Source organism: Pseudomonadota bacterium, assembly GCA_039024915.1.
Classification (GTDB): Bacteria; Pseudomonadota; Alphaproteobacteria; order Rhizobiales; family MH13; genus MH13.
Map to the genome: position 1 here is coordinate 22778 of JBCCPK010000008.1, position 22176 is coordinate 44953.

The 22176-nt window shown below is 60.0% G+C and carries 17 protein-coding genes; 7 read left to right on the plus strand and 10 right to left on the minus strand.

What is annotated here, in order from left to right:
- Positions 1–6: 6 nt before the first annotated feature.
- Positions 7–969: an ornithine cyclodeaminase family protein gene (locus tag AAF739_15635; protein ID MEM6384103.1), complete on the plus strand. Its 963-nt coding sequence runs from the start codon at positions 7–9 to the stop codon at positions 967–969.
- 21 nt (positions 970–990) lie between these two features.
- On the opposite strand, the gene AAF739_15640 is transcribed toward AAF739_15635, so the two are convergent.
- The 5 genes from AAF739_15640 to AAF739_15660 form a co-directional block, all read right to left on the minus strand.
- On the minus strand, positions 991–1284 hold the full coding sequence (locus tag AAF739_15640; protein MEM6384104.1) for an HPr family phosphocarrier protein: 294 nt from the start codon (positions 1282–1284) through the stop codon (positions 991–993).
- A gap of 26 nt (positions 1285–1310) precedes the next feature.
- Positions 1311–1709 (minus strand): PTS sugar transporter subunit IIA, encoded by a 399-nt coding sequence (locus AAF739_15645; GenBank protein MEM6384105.1) that lies wholly within the window; start codon positions 1707–1709, stop codon positions 1311–1313.
- Positions 1710–1854: 145 nt separating this feature from the next.
- Positions 1855–2373, minus strand: coding sequence for a hypothetical protein (locus tag AAF739_15650; GenBank protein ID MEM6384106.1), 519 nt, complete (start codon positions 2371–2373; stop codon positions 1855–1857).
- 51 nt (positions 2374–2424) lie between these two features.
- A complete protein-coding gene (locus tag AAF739_15655; GenBank protein MEM6384107.1) occupies positions 2425–4224 on the minus strand; it encodes a sensor histidine kinase in 1800 nt (599 codons plus the stop codon).
- 50 nt (positions 4225–4274) lie between these two features.
- Entirely contained in the window at positions 4275–5009 is a 735-nt protein-coding gene (locus AAF739_15660) for a response regulator transcription factor (protein ID MEM6384108.1), read from the minus strand.
- A gap of 597 nt (positions 5010–5606) precedes the next feature.
- Between AAF739_15660 and AAF739_15665 the strand changes: the two genes are divergently transcribed.
- The 3 genes from AAF739_15665 to AAF739_15675 all read left to right on the plus strand — a co-directional run bounded on the left by AAF739_15665 (position 5607) and on the right by AAF739_15675 (position 9915).
- Entirely contained in the window at positions 5607–7232 is a 1626-nt protein-coding gene (locus tag AAF739_15665; GenBank protein MEM6384109.1) for a phosphoenolpyruvate carboxykinase, read from the plus strand.
- 48 nt (positions 7233–7280) lie between these two features.
- On the plus strand, positions 7281–8798 hold the full coding sequence (locus AAF739_15670; protein ID MEM6384110.1) for a gamma-glutamyltransferase: 1518 nt from the start codon (positions 7281–7283) through the stop codon (positions 8796–8798).
- A gap of 103 nt (positions 8799–8901) precedes the next feature.
- Entirely contained in the window at positions 8902–9915 is a 1014-nt protein-coding gene (locus AAF739_15675; GenBank protein ID MEM6384111.1) for a VOC family protein, read from the plus strand.
- Here the strand turns inward: AAF739_15675 and polA are convergent.
- Together polA and AAF739_15685 are read right to left on the minus strand one after the other, a co-directional pair.
- Positions 9912–12821, minus strand: a complete 2910-nt coding sequence (gene polA, locus AAF739_15680; protein ID MEM6384112.1) for a DNA polymerase I — start codon at positions 12819–12821, stop codon at positions 9912–9914. The genes AAF739_15675 and polA overlap by 4 nt on opposite strands.
- 42 nt (positions 12822–12863) lie before the next feature.
- Complete coding sequence (locus AAF739_15685; GenBank protein ID MEM6384113.1) at positions 12864–13991, minus strand: acyltransferase family protein; 1128 nt, start codon at positions 13989–13991, stop codon at positions 12864–12866.
- Between the two features lie 397 nt (positions 13992–14388).
- Between AAF739_15685 and AAF739_15690 the strand changes: the two genes are divergently transcribed.
- The gene (locus AAF739_15690) at positions 14389–16443 is read left to right on the plus strand and encodes a PBP1A family penicillin-binding protein (GenBank protein ID MEM6384114.1); all 2055 of its coding nucleotides are present in this window, start codon (positions 14389–14391) and stop codon (positions 16441–16443) included.
- Positions 16444–16452: 9 nt separating this feature from the next.
- Here AAF739_15690 and AAF739_15695 read toward each other — a convergent pair whose 3' ends face one another.
- Positions 16453–17148 carry a SprT family zinc-dependent metalloprotease gene (locus tag AAF739_15695; protein ID MEM6384115.1) on the minus strand — a complete coding sequence of 232 codons (696 nt, stop codon included), beginning with the start codon at positions 17146–17148 and terminating at the stop codon, positions 16453–16455.
- A 163-nt stretch (positions 17149–17311) separates the two neighbouring features.
- On the opposite strand from AAF739_15695, the gene AAF739_15700 reads away from it, so the two are divergent.
- Positions 17312–17743: a VOC family protein gene (locus tag AAF739_15700; protein MEM6384116.1), complete on the plus strand. Its 432-nt coding sequence runs from the start codon at positions 17312–17314 to the stop codon at positions 17741–17743.
- Positions 17744–17882: 139 nt separating this feature from the next.
- Here AAF739_15700 and AAF739_15705 read toward each other — a convergent pair whose 3' ends face one another.
- Together AAF739_15705 and phaZ are read right to left on the minus strand one after the other, a co-directional pair.
- Entirely contained in the window at positions 17883–18344 is a 462-nt protein-coding gene (locus AAF739_15705; protein MEM6384117.1) for a DUF2852 domain-containing protein, read from the minus strand.
- A gap of 218 nt (positions 18345–18562) precedes the next feature.
- Positions 18563–20140: a polyhydroxyalkanoate depolymerase gene (gene phaZ, locus AAF739_15710; GenBank protein ID MEM6384118.1), complete on the minus strand. Its 1578-nt coding sequence runs from the start codon at positions 20138–20140 to the stop codon at positions 18563–18565.
- 587 nt (positions 20141–20727) lie between these two features.
- Here phaZ and AAF739_15715 point away from each other — a divergent pair.
- Positions 20728–22098, plus strand: a complete 1371-nt coding sequence (locus AAF739_15715) for an ActS/PrrB/RegB family redox-sensitive histidine kinase (GenBank protein ID MEM6384119.1) — start codon at positions 20728–20730, stop codon at positions 22096–22098.
- Positions 22099–22176: the final 78 nt, after the last annotated feature.

A 22176-nucleotide genomic window follows, 5' to 3' on the forward strand; every position in this document is an offset into this window, starting at 1 on the left:
CGTCCCATGCGGATCATCACCGCTGCTGATATCGCTGAAATCGCCGATTTTAGGGACCTCGTGGAAACACTCCGCCGCGCGTTCCGCTCATCAATCGTCGCGCCACTACGGCACCATCACACCGTCGAACGGCCAGCTGAGGTTCCTGACTCAACCTTGCTGTTGATGCCCGCCTGGACGGATTTCAAGGCGCACGGGTCCTCACAGCGCGGTTATATGGGGGTCAAGATCGTCTCGGTCGTCCCCGATAATCAGACACGCGATCTACCCAGTGTGGTCGGCGCCTATCTTCTCATGTCCGGTGAGAGCGGTGCACCGCTCGCCCTGATCGACGGTCAGTCACTAACGGTCTGGCGAACCGCGGCAGCGTCCGCTTTGGCGTCGAGCTATCTTTCGAGAAGCGACAGCCGTAAGCTTTTGATGGTCGGGGCCGGCGCGCTCGCTCCCTATTTGATACGAGCGCACGCCGCAGTCCGGCCGATCAATCAAATCCTGCTTTGGAACAGGACCTCCGATCGAGCCAAAAAGCTGCAAGGCAAGCTCGCCGATCTTGGGATTTCCATAGCAACAACCGATGATCTCGAGGGTGCCGTTCGCGGCGCCGATATCATAAGTTGCGCGACCATGAGCGAAGCCGCTCTGGTCGAGGGACAATGGCTTGCAGCGGGGCAGCATCTCGACCTTGTCGGCGCGTTCAAGCCAACCATGCGTGAGACCGATAGCCATGCGGTTGAGAAAGCACGCGTCTTCTGCGATACGCGCGAAGGAGCGCTTAAAGAGGGCGGCGACCTCGCGATACCCCTCTCGGAAGGACGGCTGACGCCGGACGATGTGGCCGGGGACCTCTTTGATTTATGCAAGGGCGTACGCGCAGGGCGTCGTTTCTACGACCAGATTACGCTGTTCAAATCGGTTGGTACGGCTGCGGAGGACCTGGCGGTCGCAGCCCATATCTTTGCCCGGGCCTAGCGGACGAGGCGCCGAAGCAGCTTACGCCTCTTCGCCGAAACGGTCGTTGACCAAAGCGCACATGGCATCAATGGCTTCGCTCGCCTGTGGCCCAGATGCCGAAATCGTAATCTCGCATCCTGGCGCTGCAGCAAGCATCATCAAGCCCATGATCGACGTGCCATGGACGCTCGTTTCACCCTTGGTCACCGTGATGTCTGCGTCGAAGGTTTCGGCGAGTTTCACAAAACGCGCGGAGGCACGCGCATGCAGTCCCCTCTTGTTTCGAATTTTCAGAGACCGGGCCGAGTCGAGGTTTTCGGCATCGGCTTGCACCTGTGGGACCACGGAGGATCGGTCGGTCACGCGTCTAATATCTGGCTGGCAACGGAGATGTACTTGCGGCCGGCCTCACACGCATGGCTCACCGCATCGACAAGCTTCAGCTCGCTGCGGATGGACGCGAGCTTCACCAGCATCGGCAGATTGACCCCAGCAAGAACCTCAACATGCGCGTCATCCATCACCGAGATGGCAAGATTGGACGGCGTACCGCCGAACATATCGGTCAAAACGATAACACCTTCACCTTCATCGACAGAACGAGCGGCTGCGACGATGTCTTCGCGCCTCTCCTCCATATCGTCGTCGGGGCCAATACAAATGGTCTCCAGCTGGCGCTGTGGGCCAACCACGTGTTCAAGGGCAGACTTGAACTCCAACGCGAGATTTCCGTGGGTAACGAGAAGCAGACCGATCATGAGGTCCTTGCTGATTCGACAAAAATTATCGCCGGCCGCCGCAGGCTGCCATCTTTCTCCTGTTTGCTAGGGAAAGCAAGGGGTGCGGCTGTGAGCCCTTTGGCGGGATGCTTTAGGCAGGTGCGCCGTCTGTCCGAGAAAGGGGTCAGGAACCCAACCGGCAGCGCAGACCAAGATCAATCAAGAGGAGCTGATGCGCCAGATCAACAATTGGTAAAGTCAAGCGGGGGACCGTAGCACCAGCGATCTCGGCGCTGGCGTGTTCAGGAACCCGTTGCCACGCACCGGGCGGTACCAGCGAAACCCAAAGATCGACGCGGTGGTGTTCGCACCAGGTGACGTCCGCTATGCCAAGCCCTCTAACCTCGATGGCGCCGCGTAGGTCCATGGCGGGTGCCGCAACCAAAACGCCGGCGTTGACCGACAGATGAACGTGGTCGTCGCCGATCAGGCCAGACCAATCTGGGGCGGGCCGGGATGGTGGACGCGTTGGAGCGTTTATCGGTGCGTCGGCAGGCAGAAGCCGCATGTCGGCCAGGGCTGAGGCGCGCTCGAGCAGAGCCATCGCCAGCCGCGATTTCCCGGAGCCCGGCGCGCCTTCGATTACGATACCAATGCCGCTAATGGCCAACGCTGTGGCGTGAACCGCTTTGTCCTCATCCATGACAGCACCGCATCGTTTTGCGGAACGGTGTCAGGCATGCGCTGGTCCGCATCAGCCCTTTTGGTTCTTGCCGATTGGCAGAACAACGCGGAAACGGGCGCCTTCAGCGTCATCGCGGTTGCTCGCCTCGATAGAGCCATTATGCGCATCGACGATCTGCCTGGAAATCGAAAGACCGAGCCCCGAATTGTTCCCATAGCCAGACTGCTCGGCACGGTCGGTATAGAAACGCTCGAAAATGCGCTCCGCCATATCCTGCCGCAGGCCCGGACCCTCGTCGTCAATGTCGACAATGATGTTGGCCTCATCACGGTGCGCGCGAACGAAGATCGTGCCGGCGCGCGGGGAGAATGAGCGTGCATTGTCGAGGATGTTGTTAAACACCTGGCCAAGGCGCGATTCATGGCCTTGCAACACAAATCCACCCGGCGAGCCTGTCTGCATGAACGCCAGCCGTATCGTCACGCGTTCACGCAGCGCCAATTCGCGCTGCACACCGACGACCGTTTCAAGCAATGCTTTCAGATCAACCGGCACGGAATCTTCGCGCGCAAGTTCTGCATCCAGCCGGGATGCATCCGAAATATCGGAAATCAATCGGTCGAGCCGGCGCACATCATGCTCGATAACATCAAGCAGGCGCTTGCGGCTGTCCTCATTGTGAATGCGTGGCAAGGTTTCGACCGCCGAGCGCAATGACGTCAACGGGTTCTTCAGCTCATGGCTCACATCAGCTGCAAACCGCTCAATCGCATCAATCCGGTTGTAAAGTGCGCCCGTCATTTTGCGCAGCGTCAGGGCCAGGTGACCGATCTCATCGCGACGCCCCTCGAAACTTGGGAGCGTTTCACGGGCCTTGACCGAATGGCGCACGCGCTCCGCAGCATCCGATAGCTTACGGACCGGGCCGGCTATGGTGCTCGCAAGCAGGATGGACAACACGACCATGACGGCGGCAGCAACGAGAAAGACGCGCAAAATCGACATCCGCTCATTGAAGAGGATGTCGTCAATATCTCCGCCCTGTGTCGACAGGAGAAGCGCGCCGAGGCTGGCGCGAAAGCGCTGAATGGGAATGGCAACGGAAACAACCAGCTCACCCTGGTCCGAAACGCGCACAAGGCTCGCGGGCTGGCCGGCCATGGCAGAGCGTAGTTCAGGAAGCACCAAGCCATTCTGCGCTCCGATTTCCTCGTAAGGTGGCATATCGAAACGACGAATGAAAAGCTTCGCGCGCTGCCACCAATCGGTCCAGAAAGGTTCCTGCTCAGCGGTAGCCGAAGGCAAGTCGAAGCGAAGGATGGATGTCCGCGCGTACAGAGCCTCACTATCGAGGATCAGGCCGCCATCGAGATCATAGATGCGCGCGCGCGTACCTGTTGGGCCAACCAGCCGCCGCAAAAGCGGTGCCACCCGTTCGGGATTGATCGGGAACTCAAGCCCTGCAACCGAACTATCAAAGACCGAGAGGCTCTCGCCGGTCTGCAACTGGAGCAGGCGCTCGGGATCGATGACGATGGTGGTGTTGTCATCATCGACACTGGCCGACGCCGCGATCGCCCCGGCAATGATCTCCCCTTGAACCAACAAGCTCTGAACACGTGAATCGATCAGTCCTTCGCGGAACTGATTGAGATACAAAATGCCGGAGACCAAAGCGACCAGGCCCACCAGGTTAAGGATCAAAATGCGACGGGTCAGGGAGGAAAAGACCGAAAAGCCACGGCGTGCCCGGCGGGCGCGTGCCTCGGCGCGGGCGCGACCTATCCAGCCGAATGCGCGCGCACTGGACCGCTCGCCGCTGATCTGCGTCGATCGGATTTGCAGACTGTCATCGCTGCGCTCCGCCATGGTGCGCCACAACCTCCGCTGCCTCGCACACGGTTTAATCCGCGCACAGGTCAGGCTTCCTTGAACTTATACCCTACACCGTACAGCGTTTCGATCATATCAAAGCTGTCATCGACCTGCTTAAACTTCTTACGCAAGCGCTTGATGTGGCTGTCGATGGTCCGGTCGTCGACGTAGACCTGATCATCGTAAGCCGCGTCCATAAGGGCATTGCGGCTTTTGACGATGCCAGGGCGTTGCGCCAGCGACTGCAGGATCAGAAACTCGGTTACCGTCAGGGTGACGCCGCGGTCCTTCCATGAACAGGCATGCCGGTCCTCATCCATCACAAGGTCACCGCGCTTGAGCACACGGCCAGCTTCATCGCCCGCGCGCGGGACTGCGGGCACCTGAGCAGCGGTCGTGCCATTGCCACTGGCGCGTGCCTGAACACGGCGCAGCAGCGCCCGTACACGCTCGACAAGAACACGCTGGGAAAATGGCTTCTTGATAAAGTCGTCAGCCCCCATTTTGAGGCCGAACAACTCGTCAATCTCGTCGTCCTTGGACGTGAGAAAAATAACAGGAAGGTCGGACATCTGACGAAAACGGCGGAGCAGTTCCATGCCGTCCATGCGCGGCATCTTGATATCGAAAATGGCGAGATCGGGCGGTGCCATCTGCATGCCGTCAAGCGCCGATGCGCCATCGGTGTAGGTCTCGACCCGATAGCCTTCAGCCTCCAACGCCAATGATACCGACGTCAGGATGTTGCGATCGTCATCGACAAGCGCGATGGTCGGCATACCCTGCCCTCTTGATGCCCCGATGCTGCCACGGGTGCTCGATAGCATTTCACCTTGCACGGCCCAAGCTCCTGTATGGTGGTCTTGCACGCTTGCCACAATAAGCCTTGCGTTGCGTGGCATGATCGTTGGCAGCGCGATTGCGCGTAAATTAAGGCGGGGTTTGGCATCGCATCCGCGTCGGATGACTGTGTGTTCGCAGATGCGAAGGGTGCAGAAGATGGTGAGCGATGCTGGACCGGTTGACCCTCAAGCTCGGTTTGAGCCTGCATACGGTTGCAGCTCGTTCGGCTAAGGCGGAGGAATGAAAGCGGCCTAACCCCCTGATCTTTCTAACATGTTAGCTGCATGAATCTTGCCCTTGCCGAAATATGCAGCACCGAAAACGCTTTTGGGTGGTCTTGTTCATGATCTTGGTCAATTCACATTGCTCGGCTGTTGTTCAAACTGCACGGCAGACCTATGGCTCGATTGCGCGCGTGTGTGTTGCAATGCAACATTAACTAGCCATTGCCTCGTGAAGTGCGGGCGCCGGACACAATTTGAGCATTCCGCTGCGTGCGGAGCACGCTCGAAAGCCAAAAAAGGGGATAAGGCGTGGCGTATGATGAGTATTCGATCGGAGCACGCAATCCACACGTCGGGCTTGATCAAGCCGGCCTTTCGCGCTGGGGCAGTGCGTTTTTCAATTTCAGCGCCCCCGTCCTTTATGAACATGCAATCCGAAACGGCGAAGCCGAAATCGTCGCTGGCGGCGCGCTGAAGGCGGATACCGGTCGGCACACCGGTCGTTCGCCGCTTGATAAGTTCATCGTGCGCGACACGCTGACGGGTGACAGCGTCTGGTGGGACGGCAATCAGGCGATGCAGCCCGAACACTTTGAGGCGCTGCATGCGGATTTTCTGGACCATGCCCAGGGCCTGGACCTCTACGTTCAGGACCTATGGGGCGGCGCAGATCCGGCCCATCGGCTGCCGACCCGGATCATCACCGAGAAAGCGTGGCATTCGCTGTTCATTCGCACCATGTTGCTGCGCCCCGAGCGCCAAGCTCTTGAGAGCTTTGCGCCAGACATGACCATCATCGATCTGCCAAGCTTCAAGGCCGACCCCGCCCGCCATGGTTGCCGATCGGAGACCGTGATCGCGTGCGATTTCAGCCGGAAGATCGTGCTGATCGGTGGGACGCACTACGCCGGGGAGATGAAGAAGAGTGTGTTTTCCATGCTCAACTTCCTGCTACCTGCTGATGGCGTCATGCCCATGCACGCGTCGGCCAACGTGGACGACAAGGGGCGAGTCGCCATCTTCTTTGGCCTGTCCGGGACCGGCAAGACGACCCTCTCAGCCGATCCGGAGCGGATGTTGATCGGCGATGATGAGCATGGATGGGGCGCCGACGGTGTCTTCAATTTCGAGGGCGGCTGTTACGCCAAGACCATCAAGCTTTCTGCTGAGGCCGAACCGGAAATCTACGCGACCACACAACGCTTTGGAACTGTGCTTGAGAACGTGGTGATCGATCCCGACACCCGGCTCCCCGATTTCGATGATGGCTCGCGCACGCAAAACACACGCTGCGCCTACCCCATCGACTACATTCCTAACGCGCTTCTGTCGGGTCGGGCTGGCCAGCCGACAAACATCATCATGCTGACGGCCGACGCGTTCGGTGTCTTGCCACCGCTCTCTAAAATGACCGCCAATCAGGCGATGTACCATTTCCTGTCCGGCTACACCGCCAAGGTCGCTGGCACCGAGATGGGTGTCACCGAACCCGAAGCGACGTTCTCAACCTGCTTCGGCGCTCCTTTCATGCCGCGCCATCCCGCCGTTTATGGCGATCTTCTGCGCAAGCTCATCGCTGAGCACGGTGTGCAGTGTTGGCTGGTCAACACCGGTTGGACCGGCGGTGCCTACGGAACTGGTTCGCGTATGCCGATCGGTGCAACGCGCCGGCTCCTGCATGCCGCACTCGATGGCGAACTCGATGGTACGGAGTTCACAACCGATCCGTTCTTCAGCCTCGCTGTGCCACGCTCCGTCGACGGCGTCGATAGCGCGATCTTGCAACCACGTCAGACCTGGGCCAACAAGGCCGCCTATGACGCCCAAGCCACCAAACTTGCCGAAATGTTCGCCGCCAATTTTGCCGTGTTCGAGCCGCATGTGGCTGCGGACGTCAAAGCAGCCGCACCGGTTCTTCTGCAAGCCGCCGAGTAGGCGTACCGGCCGGCGTTTTTCCAGCCCAACCTTCAGGGGCGTAAGCGCATGAGTGCGCGCGCCGGGATCGCCGCTGGCCATAAACTGACCGCGCAGGCCGGCGCTGAGGTGCTGGCCGAGGGTGGGTCGGCCGCCGATGCGGCAGTCGCCAGCATCTTCACCGCGTGTGTTTGCGAACCGGTGCTCGCGTCCCCTGCAGGCGGGGGTTTCGCGATGGTCGCAGGCACAACAAAGCCCGCCTGCCTCGATTTTTTCGTGCACACACCATGTTTTCCGCAGGGCAAACGCCACGAAGGCCTCGCGGAGGTCGAAGCAGATTTCGGCGGCGTTACGCAGGCTTTTCATATCGGACCGGGATCGGTAGCAACGCCGGGTCTCCTGCCCGGCCTTTTCCAGCTGCATGACCGTTATGGTCGGCTACCGATGACACGGCTCGCCGAGTACGCCATTGAACACGCCAAGAACGGCTTTCCAATCAGCACTTTCCAGGCCCGACTGGCGCAGATCGTCAGCCCGATCCTGTTGGCAACGCCAGAGGCGCGGACACTGCATGCACCCGAAGGCGCGCTTCGGTCAGCCGACGCGGTGTTCACTAACCCACCCCTGGCAGACGCGCTGGACGCGCTAGCCAACGAAGGGCTTCGCATCGCGACCGAAGGCGAGATCGCACAGGCCATGCTTTCCGCGAGCGCGGGTGGGCACCTTACGGGCGAGGACCTCAAGGCATACCAACCAGTATGGCGGGAGCCGCTGATACGGTCGGTAGGCGGAAAACGGGCTTCGGCGGACGCAAGTGCCGGTGGCGGGCCGTCATGGCAAGTATCCCTCAATCCCTCTCCATCCGCTGGCGGTGGTCTGATCTCGGCGATCCTTGCAAGCTACAGCGGGGGCAGCAGCTTCAACCCGCTTGGTTTTGCCCGCGGAATGGACCTCGTGGACCGCCGTTGGCGCGCGCTCGGCAAGCCCAGTGGATTTGATGAGCGGATGCTTCTAGCGGACCCCGCGCCTGTGGCTGTCAAAGGTACGACCCACGTGTCGGTTATCGACAAGGACGGGATGTCCGTTGCGCTCACGGTGTCCAACGGCGAAGGGAATGGTGCCATCGTTCCGAATTGTGGGTTCATGCTCAACAACATGCTCGGCGAGGACGACTTGCTGCAAGACGGCCCAGGCTCCTGGACGCCTGACACGCGCCTCGCATCCATGATGGCCCCCACGGTGGCCGCCAACGAGAAGGGCGGCTTGCTGGCAGCCGGCTCAGGCGGGTCCAACCGCATCCGCTCGGCGATGGCAAACGTCCTGATCAGACGATTGGTCTGCCAGCAGCCGCTTGAGGAGGCGATCCGGGCGCCGCGGCTGCATGTCGAAGCGGGCCATCTCGATGTTGAGCCAGGCTTTGATCCTGAACCGCTGCAACAGGCGTTTGACGATCACCGGCTGTGGGACGCACCATCGATGTTTTTCGGGGGCGTCCACGGTGTCGAACGGGTGGTGAATTCCAATGGCCGCTTCTCGATCGAGGGCGCGGGTGATGATCGGCGCGAGGGGGTGTTTGTGACGGTGTAGCCAAAGGGCTGATCGCCAATGGCGAATAGTTGAGGCAAAGCTCGATACCCCAAAAAACGCTGCACACCGCACGCATCGCCCCAGCCGAGGATCAGAGCCAGATATGGCCATTGGACACTTCGTGTGGACCGACCTTTCCACCTATGATCTGCAAACCGCCAAGGCAGACTATAAGGCGCTGTTTCGCTGGTCGTTCAAAGGCGATGCGGCGTACGCCTATGCTCACCACAATGGCGAGCCGGTGGCTGGCATCTTCCCGATGCCGCCAAGACTTCAGCAAATGGACATGCCATCTTTTTGGATGTCCTATGTGCATGTGCCCTCCGTTGAAGAGGCCGTTGAGCGCGCGCGGCAGCACGAGGGCGCCATCATTGAGCTTGAACCACAGGCTTTCACTGATGATGCGCGGATCGCTCTAATCCGCGATCCATCAGGAGCCGGGTTCACCGTCTATGAGGGACCGGATATCACGCCCAAGAGCGGTCCGCCGGGCACCGTGGTGGCGCGTTACCATCACGTGCCGGACATCGAGCTTGTTCGCGGCTTTTACAGCGATCTGTTTGATTGGCGATTTGAACGAGCGGATGGCCAGCCATGGCCAAGTTATCGGATTCTACACCCCAATGGCGATCAGATCGCCACAATCGAAGAAGTGCCCGAAACGGTGCGCGGGCGGTTCCGATACTGGGTCCCGGCGTTTGCGGTGGGCGATCAAACACAAACCGTGTCCGTCCTCGAGCGGTTAGACGGTCGCCAACTCAATCGCTTGGATACAAACAGCTACTTGCTGGCCGATCGCCAAGGTGCCCACTTTATCACTCAGACCACACAGGGGCCTCGCCCGGACGAGACATCGAAGGACCCCGTAAAGGCTGGCCCACCCCTGAAGGCGCTTACCGGCCTGATGTGCATTTGGCTCGCAGTGTTCCTCGAACTGCAAGCCTTTTGGGGTGTTCTGTTCCTGATATGGACCTGGCCGGCCTTGCGAAACGGTCGAGCCGACTTCATTGAGCCGGTGTCGCGCTCAGCTCAGCCAATAACCTACTGGGCCTTGCTTGGTACGTGGATCGCCCTCAGCGTTTGGCTCATTACTTCGCCACTTTTTCCACCGGTCTAATGCGCATCATCCCAGTTATCAGCCGCACGCGCATCCACCTCAAGCGGCACCGATAGCGCCAGAGCAGGGTTTGGAGCATCGATCATGACCTGCTCGATAACAGGCAAGGTTTTCTCGACCTCGCTTTCAGGCACTTCGAAGATCAGCTCATCATGAACCTGAAGCAGCATCTTCGCGTTCAGCTTTGCTTCGGCCAATGCGGGCTCCATGCGTACCATCGCGCGGCGGATGATATCGGCAGCTGACCCCTGGATGGGCGCGTTGATGGCAGCGCGCTCATTGAAGGCCCGCAAGCTGGGGTTGCTGGCCTTTATCTCGGGGTAATGCGCCCGGCGCCCGAAGATGGTCTGGACGTAGCCATGCTCGCGGCAGAAGGCCTTGGTGTCGTCCATGTATTGCTTGATGCCGGGGAAACGCTCGAAATAGGTCTTAATATAGGCGCCGGCTTCCGACCGTTCGATGCCCAGCTGATTGGCGAGCCCGAAGGCCGAAATACCATAGATGATTCCGAAATTGATGGCTTTCGCCTGTCGGCGAACGATCGGGTCCATGCCTTCGATGGGCACATCGAACATCTCAGACGCGGTCATGGCGTGAATGTCGAGCCCGTCAGCGAAGGCCTGTTTGAGCTGCGGAATATCCGCCACATGCGCCAAGACACGCAGTTCGATCTGGCTGTAATCGGCGGAAACGAGCTTGCAGCCTTCCTCGGCAACAAACGCCTTGCGAATCTTACGGCCAGCCTCGGTCCGTACCGGTATATTCTGCAAGTTCGGGTCGGAAGACGACAGCCGGCCTGTACTCGTCGCTGCCAGCGCAAACGAGGTATGAACGCGGCCCGTGTCGGGATTGATGGCCTGCGCGAGCGCCTCGGTGTAAGTCGAGCGAAGCTTCTGAAGCTGCCGCCACTCGAGAACCTTCTTCGGCAACTCGTGTCCTTCAGCCGCCAATTCATCAAGCGCTGATGCAGGCGTCGCCCAAGCGCCGGTTTTGGTCTTCTTGCCCCCTGGCAGGCCCATCTTGCCGAACAGAATGTCGCCAAGCTGCTTTGGCGAGCCGACATTGAAGTTCTCGCCCGCAAGCTCCTGGATTTCCGCTTCAAGCCCGGCCATCGACTGCGCAAAGTCGCCGGACAGGCGCGACAGCATCTGCCGGTCCACCTTGATGCCATGGCGCTCCATTCGCGCCAGCACCGGCACCAGCGGTCGCTCCAGCGTCTCATAGACCGTGGTGGCTTTATGGGGGATCAACCGCGGCTTGAGCGCGCGCCACAGGCACAGCGTGATGTCGGCGTCCTCGGCGGCGTAGCGCGTCGCCTTGTCGATCGGCACATGGTCAAAGGTGACCATGGATTTGCCCGAACCAACGAGCTCCTTGTAGGGGATGGGCTCATGGCCAAGCCATTTGCCCGACAGCTCATCCATGCCATGGCCGCCAGTGCCCGCGCCGCAGACATAGGACAGCAGCATCGTGTCATCGAAGGGCGCGACCGCGATCCCCTGACCCGCCATGATGGCCATATCGTATTTCATGTTCTGGCCGATCTTGAGGATTGCAGGATCTTCCAGAACCTCCTTGAGAAGCGCCAGAGCGGTCTGCCCGTCCATCTGCCGGTCATCATGGCCATCGCCCAAAAGATCGCCGCCAGCGGTGTGCTTCAAAGGAACGTAAAAGGCCTTGCCCACCTCCATGGCGAACGAGAAGCCGACCAGATCGGCACGCATCGGGTCGAGCGAAGTGGTCTCGGTATCGAACGCAAGAATTCCCGACCAGCGCGCCTCATCGAACAACCCCCTAAGCCTGTCTGGTTCGAAGATGGTCTCGTAGCTGTCGGGGTCTATTGAGGCGTCCGCCATTTCGGCAGCCCGAGCGTCAGCCAGCGCAGCGGGGGTCATATCGCCGCCGTCCGCCGTGCTTTCTTCGACGCGGCTGCTCTCAAATCCGGGCGTTTCGATGTCGGCTGCCTCAACATCGGCCATCTTGAGGTCGGTGGCCGCTGCTACGCGCTTGGTCAGTGTGGTGAACTCCATGGCCTTGAGGAAGCCGATGAGTTGATCACCATCGAGATCGCGCACGAGGCTCGACTCCACCGGCTCCTTGGCGGGTACGTCCGTTTTCAAGGTCACCAGCCGCTTGGAGATGCGCGCCTGGTCAGCAAATTCGATGAGGTTTTCGCGCCGCTTGGTCTGTTTGATCGTTCCGGCCTGCGCCAGCAGCGTGTCGAGGTCACCAAACTCTTCAAGCAGTTGCGCGGCGGTCTTGACGCCAATTCCGGGAACACCGGGGACATTGTCGACCGAATCGCCAGCGAGCGACTGCAGATCGATCATCTTTTCTGGCGGCACACCGAATTTTTCGGCCACCTCATCGGGGCCGGTGCGCTTATCCTTCATGGTGTCAACGAGCACGACACCGGGCATCGTCAACAGCTGCATAAGGTCCTTGTCGGACGACACTATGGAGACCTGAGCACCCGCCCCGACAGCCTGGACCGTGTAGGTGGCAATCAGATCATCCGCTTCATAACCTTCCTGTTCGATGCAGGCGACGTTGAAGGCGCGCACCGCGTCCCGGATAACCGGGAACTGGGGGCGAAGATCCTCGGGCGGTTCGGGCCGGTGGGCCTTGTAGTCGGGGTAGATATCGTTGCGAAATGAGTAGGCCGAATGATCGAAGATCACGGCAAGGTGGGTGGGTGGTGGTCCCAGGACACTTCGGTCTTCCTCCCGCAGTAGCTTCCAAAGCATGTTGCAGAAAGCGTAAATCGCGTTAGTAGGCAGACCATCAGATCGCTTTGTCTTCTCTGTAGCTTGATAGCCGAAGAAGGCACGGAAGATGTAGGTCGAGCCATCGACCAGCATCAGATGGTCATCGGCGTTCAGCGGGCGAAAGTCGGTATCGGTCATGGTGGCGCGACCTTAAGAGGGCCGCGCACCAGAGGAAAGCGCTTATTCCGCCGGAGCGATTGCAGCCCGTCTGCGCCCGGAACTGTCGCGTTCGATGCGCGCCCATTGCGGCCGCTCGAACAGGAATGCGAAGATCCCCAGAGGCTTGACCGTCTTGATCAGCCAATACCCCAACAGCGGCAGAGACACAGCCGCCAGCGTCGTCACGAGCGACAGAAGGCCCGTGTCGGTAATGAGGCCAAAGCGGACGCCCGCTTCGCGCACGATCACCATCGGCACGAAGAACGCCAGATAGATTACGATGGAGCGCGCGCCCATGTAGGACAGGAGCCGGCCTAGGGCGCCACCTGTGACCACCGCCGCAAACGAGATCACGGCCAGAGCACCAAGTCCGCCCATAACCAGCGAGACGACCGGGAGCTGCGCGATGGTGCGCGTCTCGCCCAAAAGTTCCACCGGGGTGAAGACCGCAAAAGTGTTGACGATCGCCCAACTCGACAGAAAAACCAACGCAAGCAAGGGCTTGTCGCGTGCCTCATCGGCCATCCGGAAAGCGTGCGTTGCCAGCGCATACCCGGCATAGAAATACACAAACCGCGCGCAAAACTCATCGAGCAGGAAAATCCCGCTCGTGATCGGCGCGATTTCCAGAGCCGCTGTTACCACCAGCATCAACCAGACCGGTACCTGCCGCGTCAGCCGCACAACCATAAACATGATGGGCAAGATGTAGATGAACCAAAGCGTGCCAAAAGGTTCGTAAAGAGCGGTCAGCAGAACACCGGGCACCGCACCCGGATCGCCCGTCAACAGACCGCCCTTGAGCACACCCTGAATGACCATCCAGATGAGGTAGAAGTAGACGAAGTGGATGATCTTTCGGTCAATGAAACGCAGCCATGGCGCATCAATCGTCCGCATCAGAAACAAACCGGCAATGAAGAAAAAATCGGGCATCCGGAATGGCGCTGCCCACGCGACGATCGACCCCATCCAGCTCTGCTCGCCGGTGATCTCCTGTACGCCCAAGGTGGCGTGCATCATCACAACGAAGAAAATGCAGACGCCTTTGGCAACATCGACCCAGTCGACCCGGCCATCAGCGGTACTGAACAGTGGCTTTTCCGGACGGGCTGGATGAGCGGGCGCGGAGGCTGGCATTGGAGACATACTGACAAACCTTGTGACGCAAACCATGGAAGGCAGATAGGCTGCTGCTGTCCGTCCCGCTTCGCAACGATCGCAAGGCGGCTCGATGCCGGCACGGATGCCACCTAATTACCGGTAAACCGCCTTATTTTCGATGAATTGGAGCTATTAGGGTAAAGCGCTTCGAAACGTTTACGCACGGCGATCTGAAACCGCGTGTCTTTACGTGACCTTAAGCCCGATAGCGTTCTGTGGCGTTGTGGTCGCGGCAACCATCCGCGCGGCCGCGCGTTAACCAGTATCGTTTGAGTACCGTTCCGCCATGGCTTCACGCAGATCACGTTCATCGACTTCCGGCCAGTCGCGAATCGAACCGAGTTTTGATGGCGCCACGGCGCCCGCCCCCCAACGACCTCCGGTGGGACGCGGCAAACCTGCGGCGCGCAAGGCTAAAAAATCGCGTGGTCGTTCGAGGGCAAAACGCGGTGGTCTGGGTCGTGTCTTTGGCCGCATGATGTACTGGGGCGCGGTGCTGGGCCTATGGGCTGTTATCGGTCTGGCTGGCGTCATCGGATACCATGCGATGCAACTGCCACCGGCTTCGGAATGGCGTGTGCCTGAGCGCCCCCCTAACGTTCGTATTCTCGCCAATGATGGCGCTCTGCTGGCCAACCGAGGCGACACGGGCGGCGAACAGGTTCGCATGGAACAGCTACCCAATTACCTGCCGCAGGCGGTGATTGCGATCGAAGACCGGCGCTTCCATCACCATTATGGGCTCGATCCGATCGGCCTCACGCGTGCGATGGTGGTCAACGTTCAAGCCGGGCGATTTGTTCAGGGTGGTTCCACCATCACCCAGCAGTTGGCCAAAAACCTATTTCTGACCGCCGAGCGGACCGTCAGCCGGAAGATTCAGGAGCTTATTCTGGCGGTGTGGCTCGAGACGACTTACTCGAAAAACGAGATCATGGAACTGTATCTCAACCGGGTCTATCTCGGCGCTGGGGCTTATGGCGTGGACGCGGCGGCTCGGCGCTATTTCGGCAAAGCGGCAAGCGAGGTCACGCTTGCGGAGGCTGCAACGCTTGCCGGTCTGTTGCGCGCTCCTTCCCGCTGGGCACCGACGTCAAACCCCGAGGGTGCACAGGCTCGCGCTGCCACGGTTCTGCGGGCGATGGTGGAAGAGGACTTCATTACCGAAGAAGAAGCGCGTCTGGCGCGCGAAAACCCGGCCGCAACCGTGGACCGGATGCGCCGAGGCGCAGGCAACTATGCGGCAGATGCGGTTATGGATGAGTTGGACCGGCTCATCGACTTGATTGAGGGCGATATTACGGTCGAAACCACGATTGATCCCTATCTGCAGGCGCGCGCGGAGATGGCGTTGCGCGGCGCATTGGGCGCTCAAGAAGCGGCTGACCTCCAAGGTGCCGTGGTTTCCATTGATGGAACCGGTGCGGTCCGGGCGCTCGTCGGCGGCCGTGACTATGCGGCAAGCCAGTTCAACCGCGCCACCCGCGCTTTCCGGCAACCGGGATCGGCCTTCAAACCGTTCGTCTACCTCGCCGCGCTCGAAGCCGGGCTGCGACCCAACACGATCCGCAATGACCGACCGACGACCATTGGCAACTGGTCACCCGAGAACTACTCGCGGGAGTATCGAGGGCCTGTGACGCTGGCCGATGCGCTTGCCCTGTCACTCAATACCGTGGCTGCTCAGCTTGCAGCGGAGGTCGGGCCAGCGCGGGTTATCAATACCGCGCAAAGGCTTGGGATCGAGTCGGATATGGAGCGTAACGCGTCCATCGCGCTTGGGACCTCGGAAGTCTCACCGATGGAATTGACAGCTGCCTATACCCCGTTTGCCAATGGCGGCTACGCCGTCGACCCGCATCTGATCACCCGCATCCGCGATGAAGCTGGCCGCACTGTTTTCGACCGCAACGGGGCTGGCTTCGGCCAGGTTATCGCACCCCAACATGTTTGGGCCATGAACGGCATGCTGTCGCGAACTTTGGTCATTGGAACCGGTCGGCGTGCTGCGCTCGATACATGGGTCGGTGCGGGCAAAACCGGGACCACCCAAGGTCTTCGTGATGCCTGGTTTGTCGGCTACACGGCCAACCTGACCACTGGGGTGTGGATCGGTAAGGACGACAACTCGCCGATGGACCGCATCACCGGTGGTGGCGTCCCCGCGCAAGTGTGGCAGGCGTTTATGACGGATGCACATGTTGGCGTGCCGGTGGCCATGCTGCCTGGGACTGATGCGGGCAGCCTCGCATCTTTGGACCCTGGCGCGATTATCGGCAATCAGGCAATCCCGGGCGTCGGCGTCGGCGGAGTTCCCGAACAAGTCCCACAGATGGCTGGCAGGCAGGCTAACCGGGATGACACAAGTTCGATCGTGCTGCCGCCACCGAGCAATGGGCCTAACCCGATTGCGCAGTTTTTCGGCAATCTTTTCTAGGTCTTACCCCTAAGAAAACGCAATCGAAAGCAGGTCCTTTTCGACCCGCTTCAGCGCCCTTTGCCCGTGTTTCCACTCCGGCTCAAGGGCCGCAACCGTCGCCCAAAATCGCCGTGAATGATCCATGTGGCGAAGATGGGCGACCTCGTGGGCAACCAGATAAGCCTGTGCTTCGGGCGGCGCCATCATCACCCGCCATGACAAGGTGATAATCCGCTTGGATGAACACGAGCCCCATTGGCTGCGTGGGTCCCGATAGCGGATCGCAGCCGGTCTCGAACCAAGTTGCGCCGAAATGTCCAGCACCTGCGGCGTCAGAACCCGCTCAGCTTCCGTTTTGAGGAATGCGGCAAGGCGCGGCATGATGCGGTCCGGCGCGCCGGGGACAAACAGTTTCCCGCCCTCGCCGATGCGCACGAGGCCTCGCGTTTTCCCTGTTGGAACAAGGGTGTGCGGCACGCCCGCGATCGGCAGTGTGGCAACGAACGGGGTGTCGGGGTTGGCAAGCGGTGGCGCGTTGTCATCGATCCAGCGGGCACTTTGGGACAGGAATGCCCGCGCGGCCGATGGGGCCGTGCCGGGCGGAACCGTAAGCCGGCCGTATCCGGTGCGTGGATCAAACCGCAAGATCATCCGACGGGCGCGGGCATGCATGCGCAGCTTCAGCGGCCGCTCCTCGCCACGGACCGTGACGGTGTCAGGCATCGTCAGCGGCGGCAAGATTGCAGAAAACCGGGCGCCTGATCCGCTACGGCGGAAGAGCAGAGGTTTGACCATAGGGACTTGAATTCCGTCGCTTTTGGCGTCACGGGGACAAGGTGACCGGGCGGAGCGCCCAGCTTCGAATCATGTAGGCGGAACCCACATAATGACCACTATGCCACGCTTTCACCTTGCTTTCCCCGTCGATGATCTCGCTGCGGCGCGGTCTTTCTACGGCGAGCTTTTGGGCTGTCCGGAGGGTCGCTCGACCGACGATTGGGTCGACTTCAACCTGTTTGGCCACCAGATCGTCGCGCACCGGGCGCCCGAAGAGGTGGGCGACGCGGCATCGAATGGCGTCGATGGCAAACAGGTACCGGTGCGCCATTTCGGCGTCTTGATGGACTGGGACGCGTGGGAAGCGCTGCACACCAAACTGAGCGCTGCGGGCCTCGAATATGTGATCGAACCTTACACCCGCTTTGAGGGGCAGCCCGGCGAGCAGGGCACGTTCTTTGTCAAGGATCCCGCGGGAAATGCCATAGAATTCAAGACGTTCCGCGATGATGCAATGGTGTTTGCGAAAAGCTTCGACTAGTCATTCGGACAGACCTTTCAGCCCTGTAGGCGGCCAAAAGAAAGGGCCGCCCATATGGGCGGCCCATCAGCCTTTTTTGTCGCGACAAACGCCGGAATAACGCCCGCCTTGTCGCGAAACCTTCATTTCCCGATGACGGTTAGGCAGCTGGCGCTGGTTGCGCACCATCGTCGGAAGGATGATCGCCATTGTGGTTGTGGCGAGCCTTCATGAAGGCATCAAATTCTTCCTGATCCTTCGCGCGACGAAGATTGCGCAGATGCTCGTCGAACTCGTCGACCATCGCGTCGAGCTTGCGACGCTCTTCTTCCAGCCGCTCGATCTCCGCCTTGCGGAAATCGTCAAAGGCGACATTGCCCGTCCGGCGCTCGGAAGAAAAACCGTTCATGTCCATCTCGCGTTTGAAGCGGCCGAAGCCACGGCGCATTTCATGCTTCATATCATCCATGCGATCGCCCCAGATGATGTAAGCGAGCATGGCCAGACCAAGTGGCCAAGCGATCATAAAGCCCAGCACCATCAAGCCGATGGTCGCTGGGGTCCAAGCCGGGCGAATCCAGCTCTGGCGGCGACCAGTATAGGTGGCGGATTGGGTCATCATCTGCGTGCAATTCCTTCTCTTGATTGTCCGATATCTTGTGCCACCAAGACGTGGGTGGGTGACAACGGGCTTTCAAGAAATTGGCGCACGATTCCGCGCAACATTCGCCAAACTACTTGAAATACAATGGAAATTTTTGGCGATGTTGACGGCCGCTCGACGGCTCTTTTGCCGTGCTATGAAGCCATCAACGACACGTATGAGCCGTTTGAAACCGTCTAAGACGCAACGGTGGTGGATCGAGCGTCGCTCAGCCTCTTGGCCTGGTCAATCCAGCCTTCGCGCGCAATCCGTCCTTTGAAGGAAAGGCGGGTTTCGAGATCGTCGATTTCGGCCGAGGTCATTGTCGCCAATTGCCAGAAATAGAAGATGCCGTGCTCGTTGAGCAAGGTCTCAAGCTTGGGGCCAATGCCCGTTATGCGTTTGAGATCGTCCGGCTTGCCTTGCGGCTGCGCCAAACCGTAGGGGTCGGCTGCAGGCGCGGCTTCGCTGGCATCCTTAACAACCGCATTGTCCTTGGGTTTGCCACCGGCCTTCGCGCTTGGCTTGCTGCCGTTACGGCGCCATTCCATCGACAGCATGAAGTCGGTCATGCGCGGCTGGATCTCCGCGCGGAAGCGCGAACCGTTGAAAACACCATAATGGCCAACGCGCGGCTGCTCGTAGTGCACCTTCATCTCGTCATCGAGACCAGAACACATATCGAGTGCGGCTCTGGTTTGACCGCGCCCGGTTATGTCGTCCTTCTCGCCCTCAACGGTCAGTACGGCGCAGCGCTTGATCGCCGAAGGCTTCACCAAACGGCCACGGTGCGTCATCGTGCCCAGCGGCAGGCTGTGACGCAAGAACACCGTATCGATGGTTTGCAGATAAAATTCGGCCGTCAGGTCCATGACGGCGAGATATTCATCATAGAACTCACGATGTTTCTCTGCTCCGTCACCATCGCCATCGACAAGGTGATTGAAGAACTCCTTGTGCGCATCAATGTGCCGGTTGAGGTTCATGCCCATGAAGCCCGAAAGCTGCAGGAAACCGGGATAGACGGGGCGCATGCATCCCGCATTTGGAAACGGTACCAGTTTGATCAGGTTACGCCGGAACCACCCCAGTTCCTTGCCGTCAGCGAAGGCGTTGACCTCGGTGGGACGGATGCGGCTGTCGATCGGCGCTCCCATCAAGGTCATCGTCGTCGGTGACGCCGGATCGTTGTCCTCTTCCATCAGCGACACCGCTGCAAGGACGGGCACACCGGGCTGGCAGACCGCGACTATGTGCGTATCGGGGCCCAGACGTTGCAGCATCGAGATGATGTAGCTGATGTAATCATCGAGATCGAAATTGCCCTGGGCGAGCGGTACATCCCGCGCATCGACCCAGTCGGTGATGTAAACATCGTGGCGCGGCAGGAACGCTTCCACCGTTCCGCGCAGCAAGGTTGCGTAGTGCCCGGACATCGGCGCGACCAGCAGCACTTTCGGGTCGGTGTAGCGACGCTCGACCGGCAAATGACGTTTGAAATGCAGCAGCTTGCAGAAGGGCTGCTCCCAGACGACCTCTTCCGTTACGGGACAGCGTGTACCACCGACCAAAGTGGTGTCGATGCCAAACGCCGGTTTGCCATAACGCCGCGTCATACGCTCAAAAACTTCAGCGCCGGCCGCCATTTGCTTACCGAAGGGCGTCCCCGACAGCGGGTTCAGCGGATTGGTAAAGGCGAGTTTGGTCATGTCGGCGGTTGCGCGCGCTGGCGCAAGGGCAGCATGGGTCCATTCATAAAAGGTGTAGGCTGGCATGGCTTTACGCTCACCACTCGCTCGCAGGATGGCCGACATGCGGCGTTCGACGCCACTTTGCCCGTCCCGATGAAAGGTAATCCCCACACGTGGAGATCAAGTTGACAAAGACGAACCCGCATTCGCCTACGAAATCTGTATTCCCGGCCCCCAATGCCGGTCCTTCAAGCCCTACGTTCCGCGCGACATGACGCCTGCGGAAATCCTCTCCATTCAACTTTCGTCTTACCGTCTTTGCCAAAGCGGTTGGCTCAGCCAGCGAGGACGCTCCGTCGCATTTGCGGGTATCGCTGCGTTCCGCTTGGCGTCTCAAACCGCCTCGCGTACCCATCGACCCCTGACTGAGCCATCATCTTGCACCGCATCAAAGACCCATCTTCAATGTTTGAGGTGCGTGCCTCAGCTTGTCGCGTTGCATCCTGCACAGATCGGTGCTTTTGAAAACATAAATAGCCTCAAACTTTCTGTGTAAGGGTTTGAGAGACACCGCTTGCAGGCATGATCATGCCATGATGTTGCACTGCACACAAGGCTTTTCGCATATGCAGCATTTTGCATCTGCATAACCATCCATTGACGGCTCACCGATGACAGAGGCCCAAACAACGCTTTCGCCTGCAGACACGGGGGGCGACCTACCCAGCCCGGCCTATTTCGGTCCGTCAACACAACGGGTGCGCGTCGAAACGCTGGTCCGGCTGCGTTGGCTGGCGATCACCGGCCAGCTGTTTGCCGTGATAGGGGTCTATTTTGGCCTCGGCTATTCACTGCCGCTGATGGCCTGTCTTGGCGTCATATGCCTCGCCGCCGGCCTTAACCTTTATCTTTGGTGGTCTTACCCGCGCGCGGCGCGGATCAGCGACCGGCGTGCCGCGTTGGTTTTGGGTTTCGACCTCGTCCAGCTTGCCTCCTTGCTTTATCTGACGGGCGGATTGGCCAACCCCTTTTCGGTTCTCTTGCTGGCGCCGGTTCTGATTTCGGCAACGATTCTGCGACTGCCAACCACTGTCGCGCTCGGTCTGTTCGTTTCGGTTCTGATCTCAGCGCTTGCGATGTGGCACATGCCCCTGCCGTGGGGTGATGAAGCGCTGCCGGTGTTTCCTCTGGTTTACCGTATGGGCGTTTGGGCTGCGCTGCTGACGGCCATCGGCTTTATCTGCACCTATGCGTGGCGGGTCGCCTATGAGAGCCGCAAGCTCGCCAACGCACTGGTTGCGGCGGAGCTTGCGCTCGAGCGTGAACAGCACCTATCCGACCTTGACGGTATGGCCGCCGCAGCTGCGCACGAGTTGGGAACGCCTTTGGGAACCATAACGGTCGTCGCCAAGGAGATGAGCCGAGCCGTCGAGGCCGGCAGTCCGCTTGCCGATGATGTGGCGCTGATCCTCGATCAGGCGGAGCGCTGCCGAGCCATCCTGGGCAAACTGTCCTCACTTGGCACCGCCCCAGACGAAATGATTGCCACGAAAACGCTCGACGCTGTACTCGACGACCTTATCGAGCCGCACCGCATGTTTGCTGTCCCCATCAGTGTGCGGACGGAAGGCGAGGGCGAGCTGCCGGTGATACGGGCCAACCCGGCACTCAGTTACGGTCTGGGCAATCTCATTGAAAACGCTCTGGATTTTGCCGCCGAGCAGGTTCGGGTATCGGCCAACTGGGACGCCAACGAATTGAGCATCCGTATTGACGATGACGGGCCGGGGTTTTCGAACGACGTGTTGGCGCGGTTGGGCGAGCCTTACGTCAGCAAAAGACCCAGCAGCGATGGATCACGCGAGGGCAATGGCGGCGCGGTGGGCGGCGGGTTGGGGCTCGGCTTCTTTATCGCACAAACCCTGCTCGAGCGGGGCGGAGCATCCGTTTCGGTGAGCAACCGCGCACCGGATCTGGGCGGCGCAAGCGTTCGCGTCACCTTTCCAAGAGCGGCGCTGGAGCGACAACCGCGCTTCGCCTAAAGCCTTGGATTTTCTAGGCGTTTAAGCAAACCAACAGCACTGCCGGTGCGTATCTTGTCTATCCGGGCAACAAGCCTA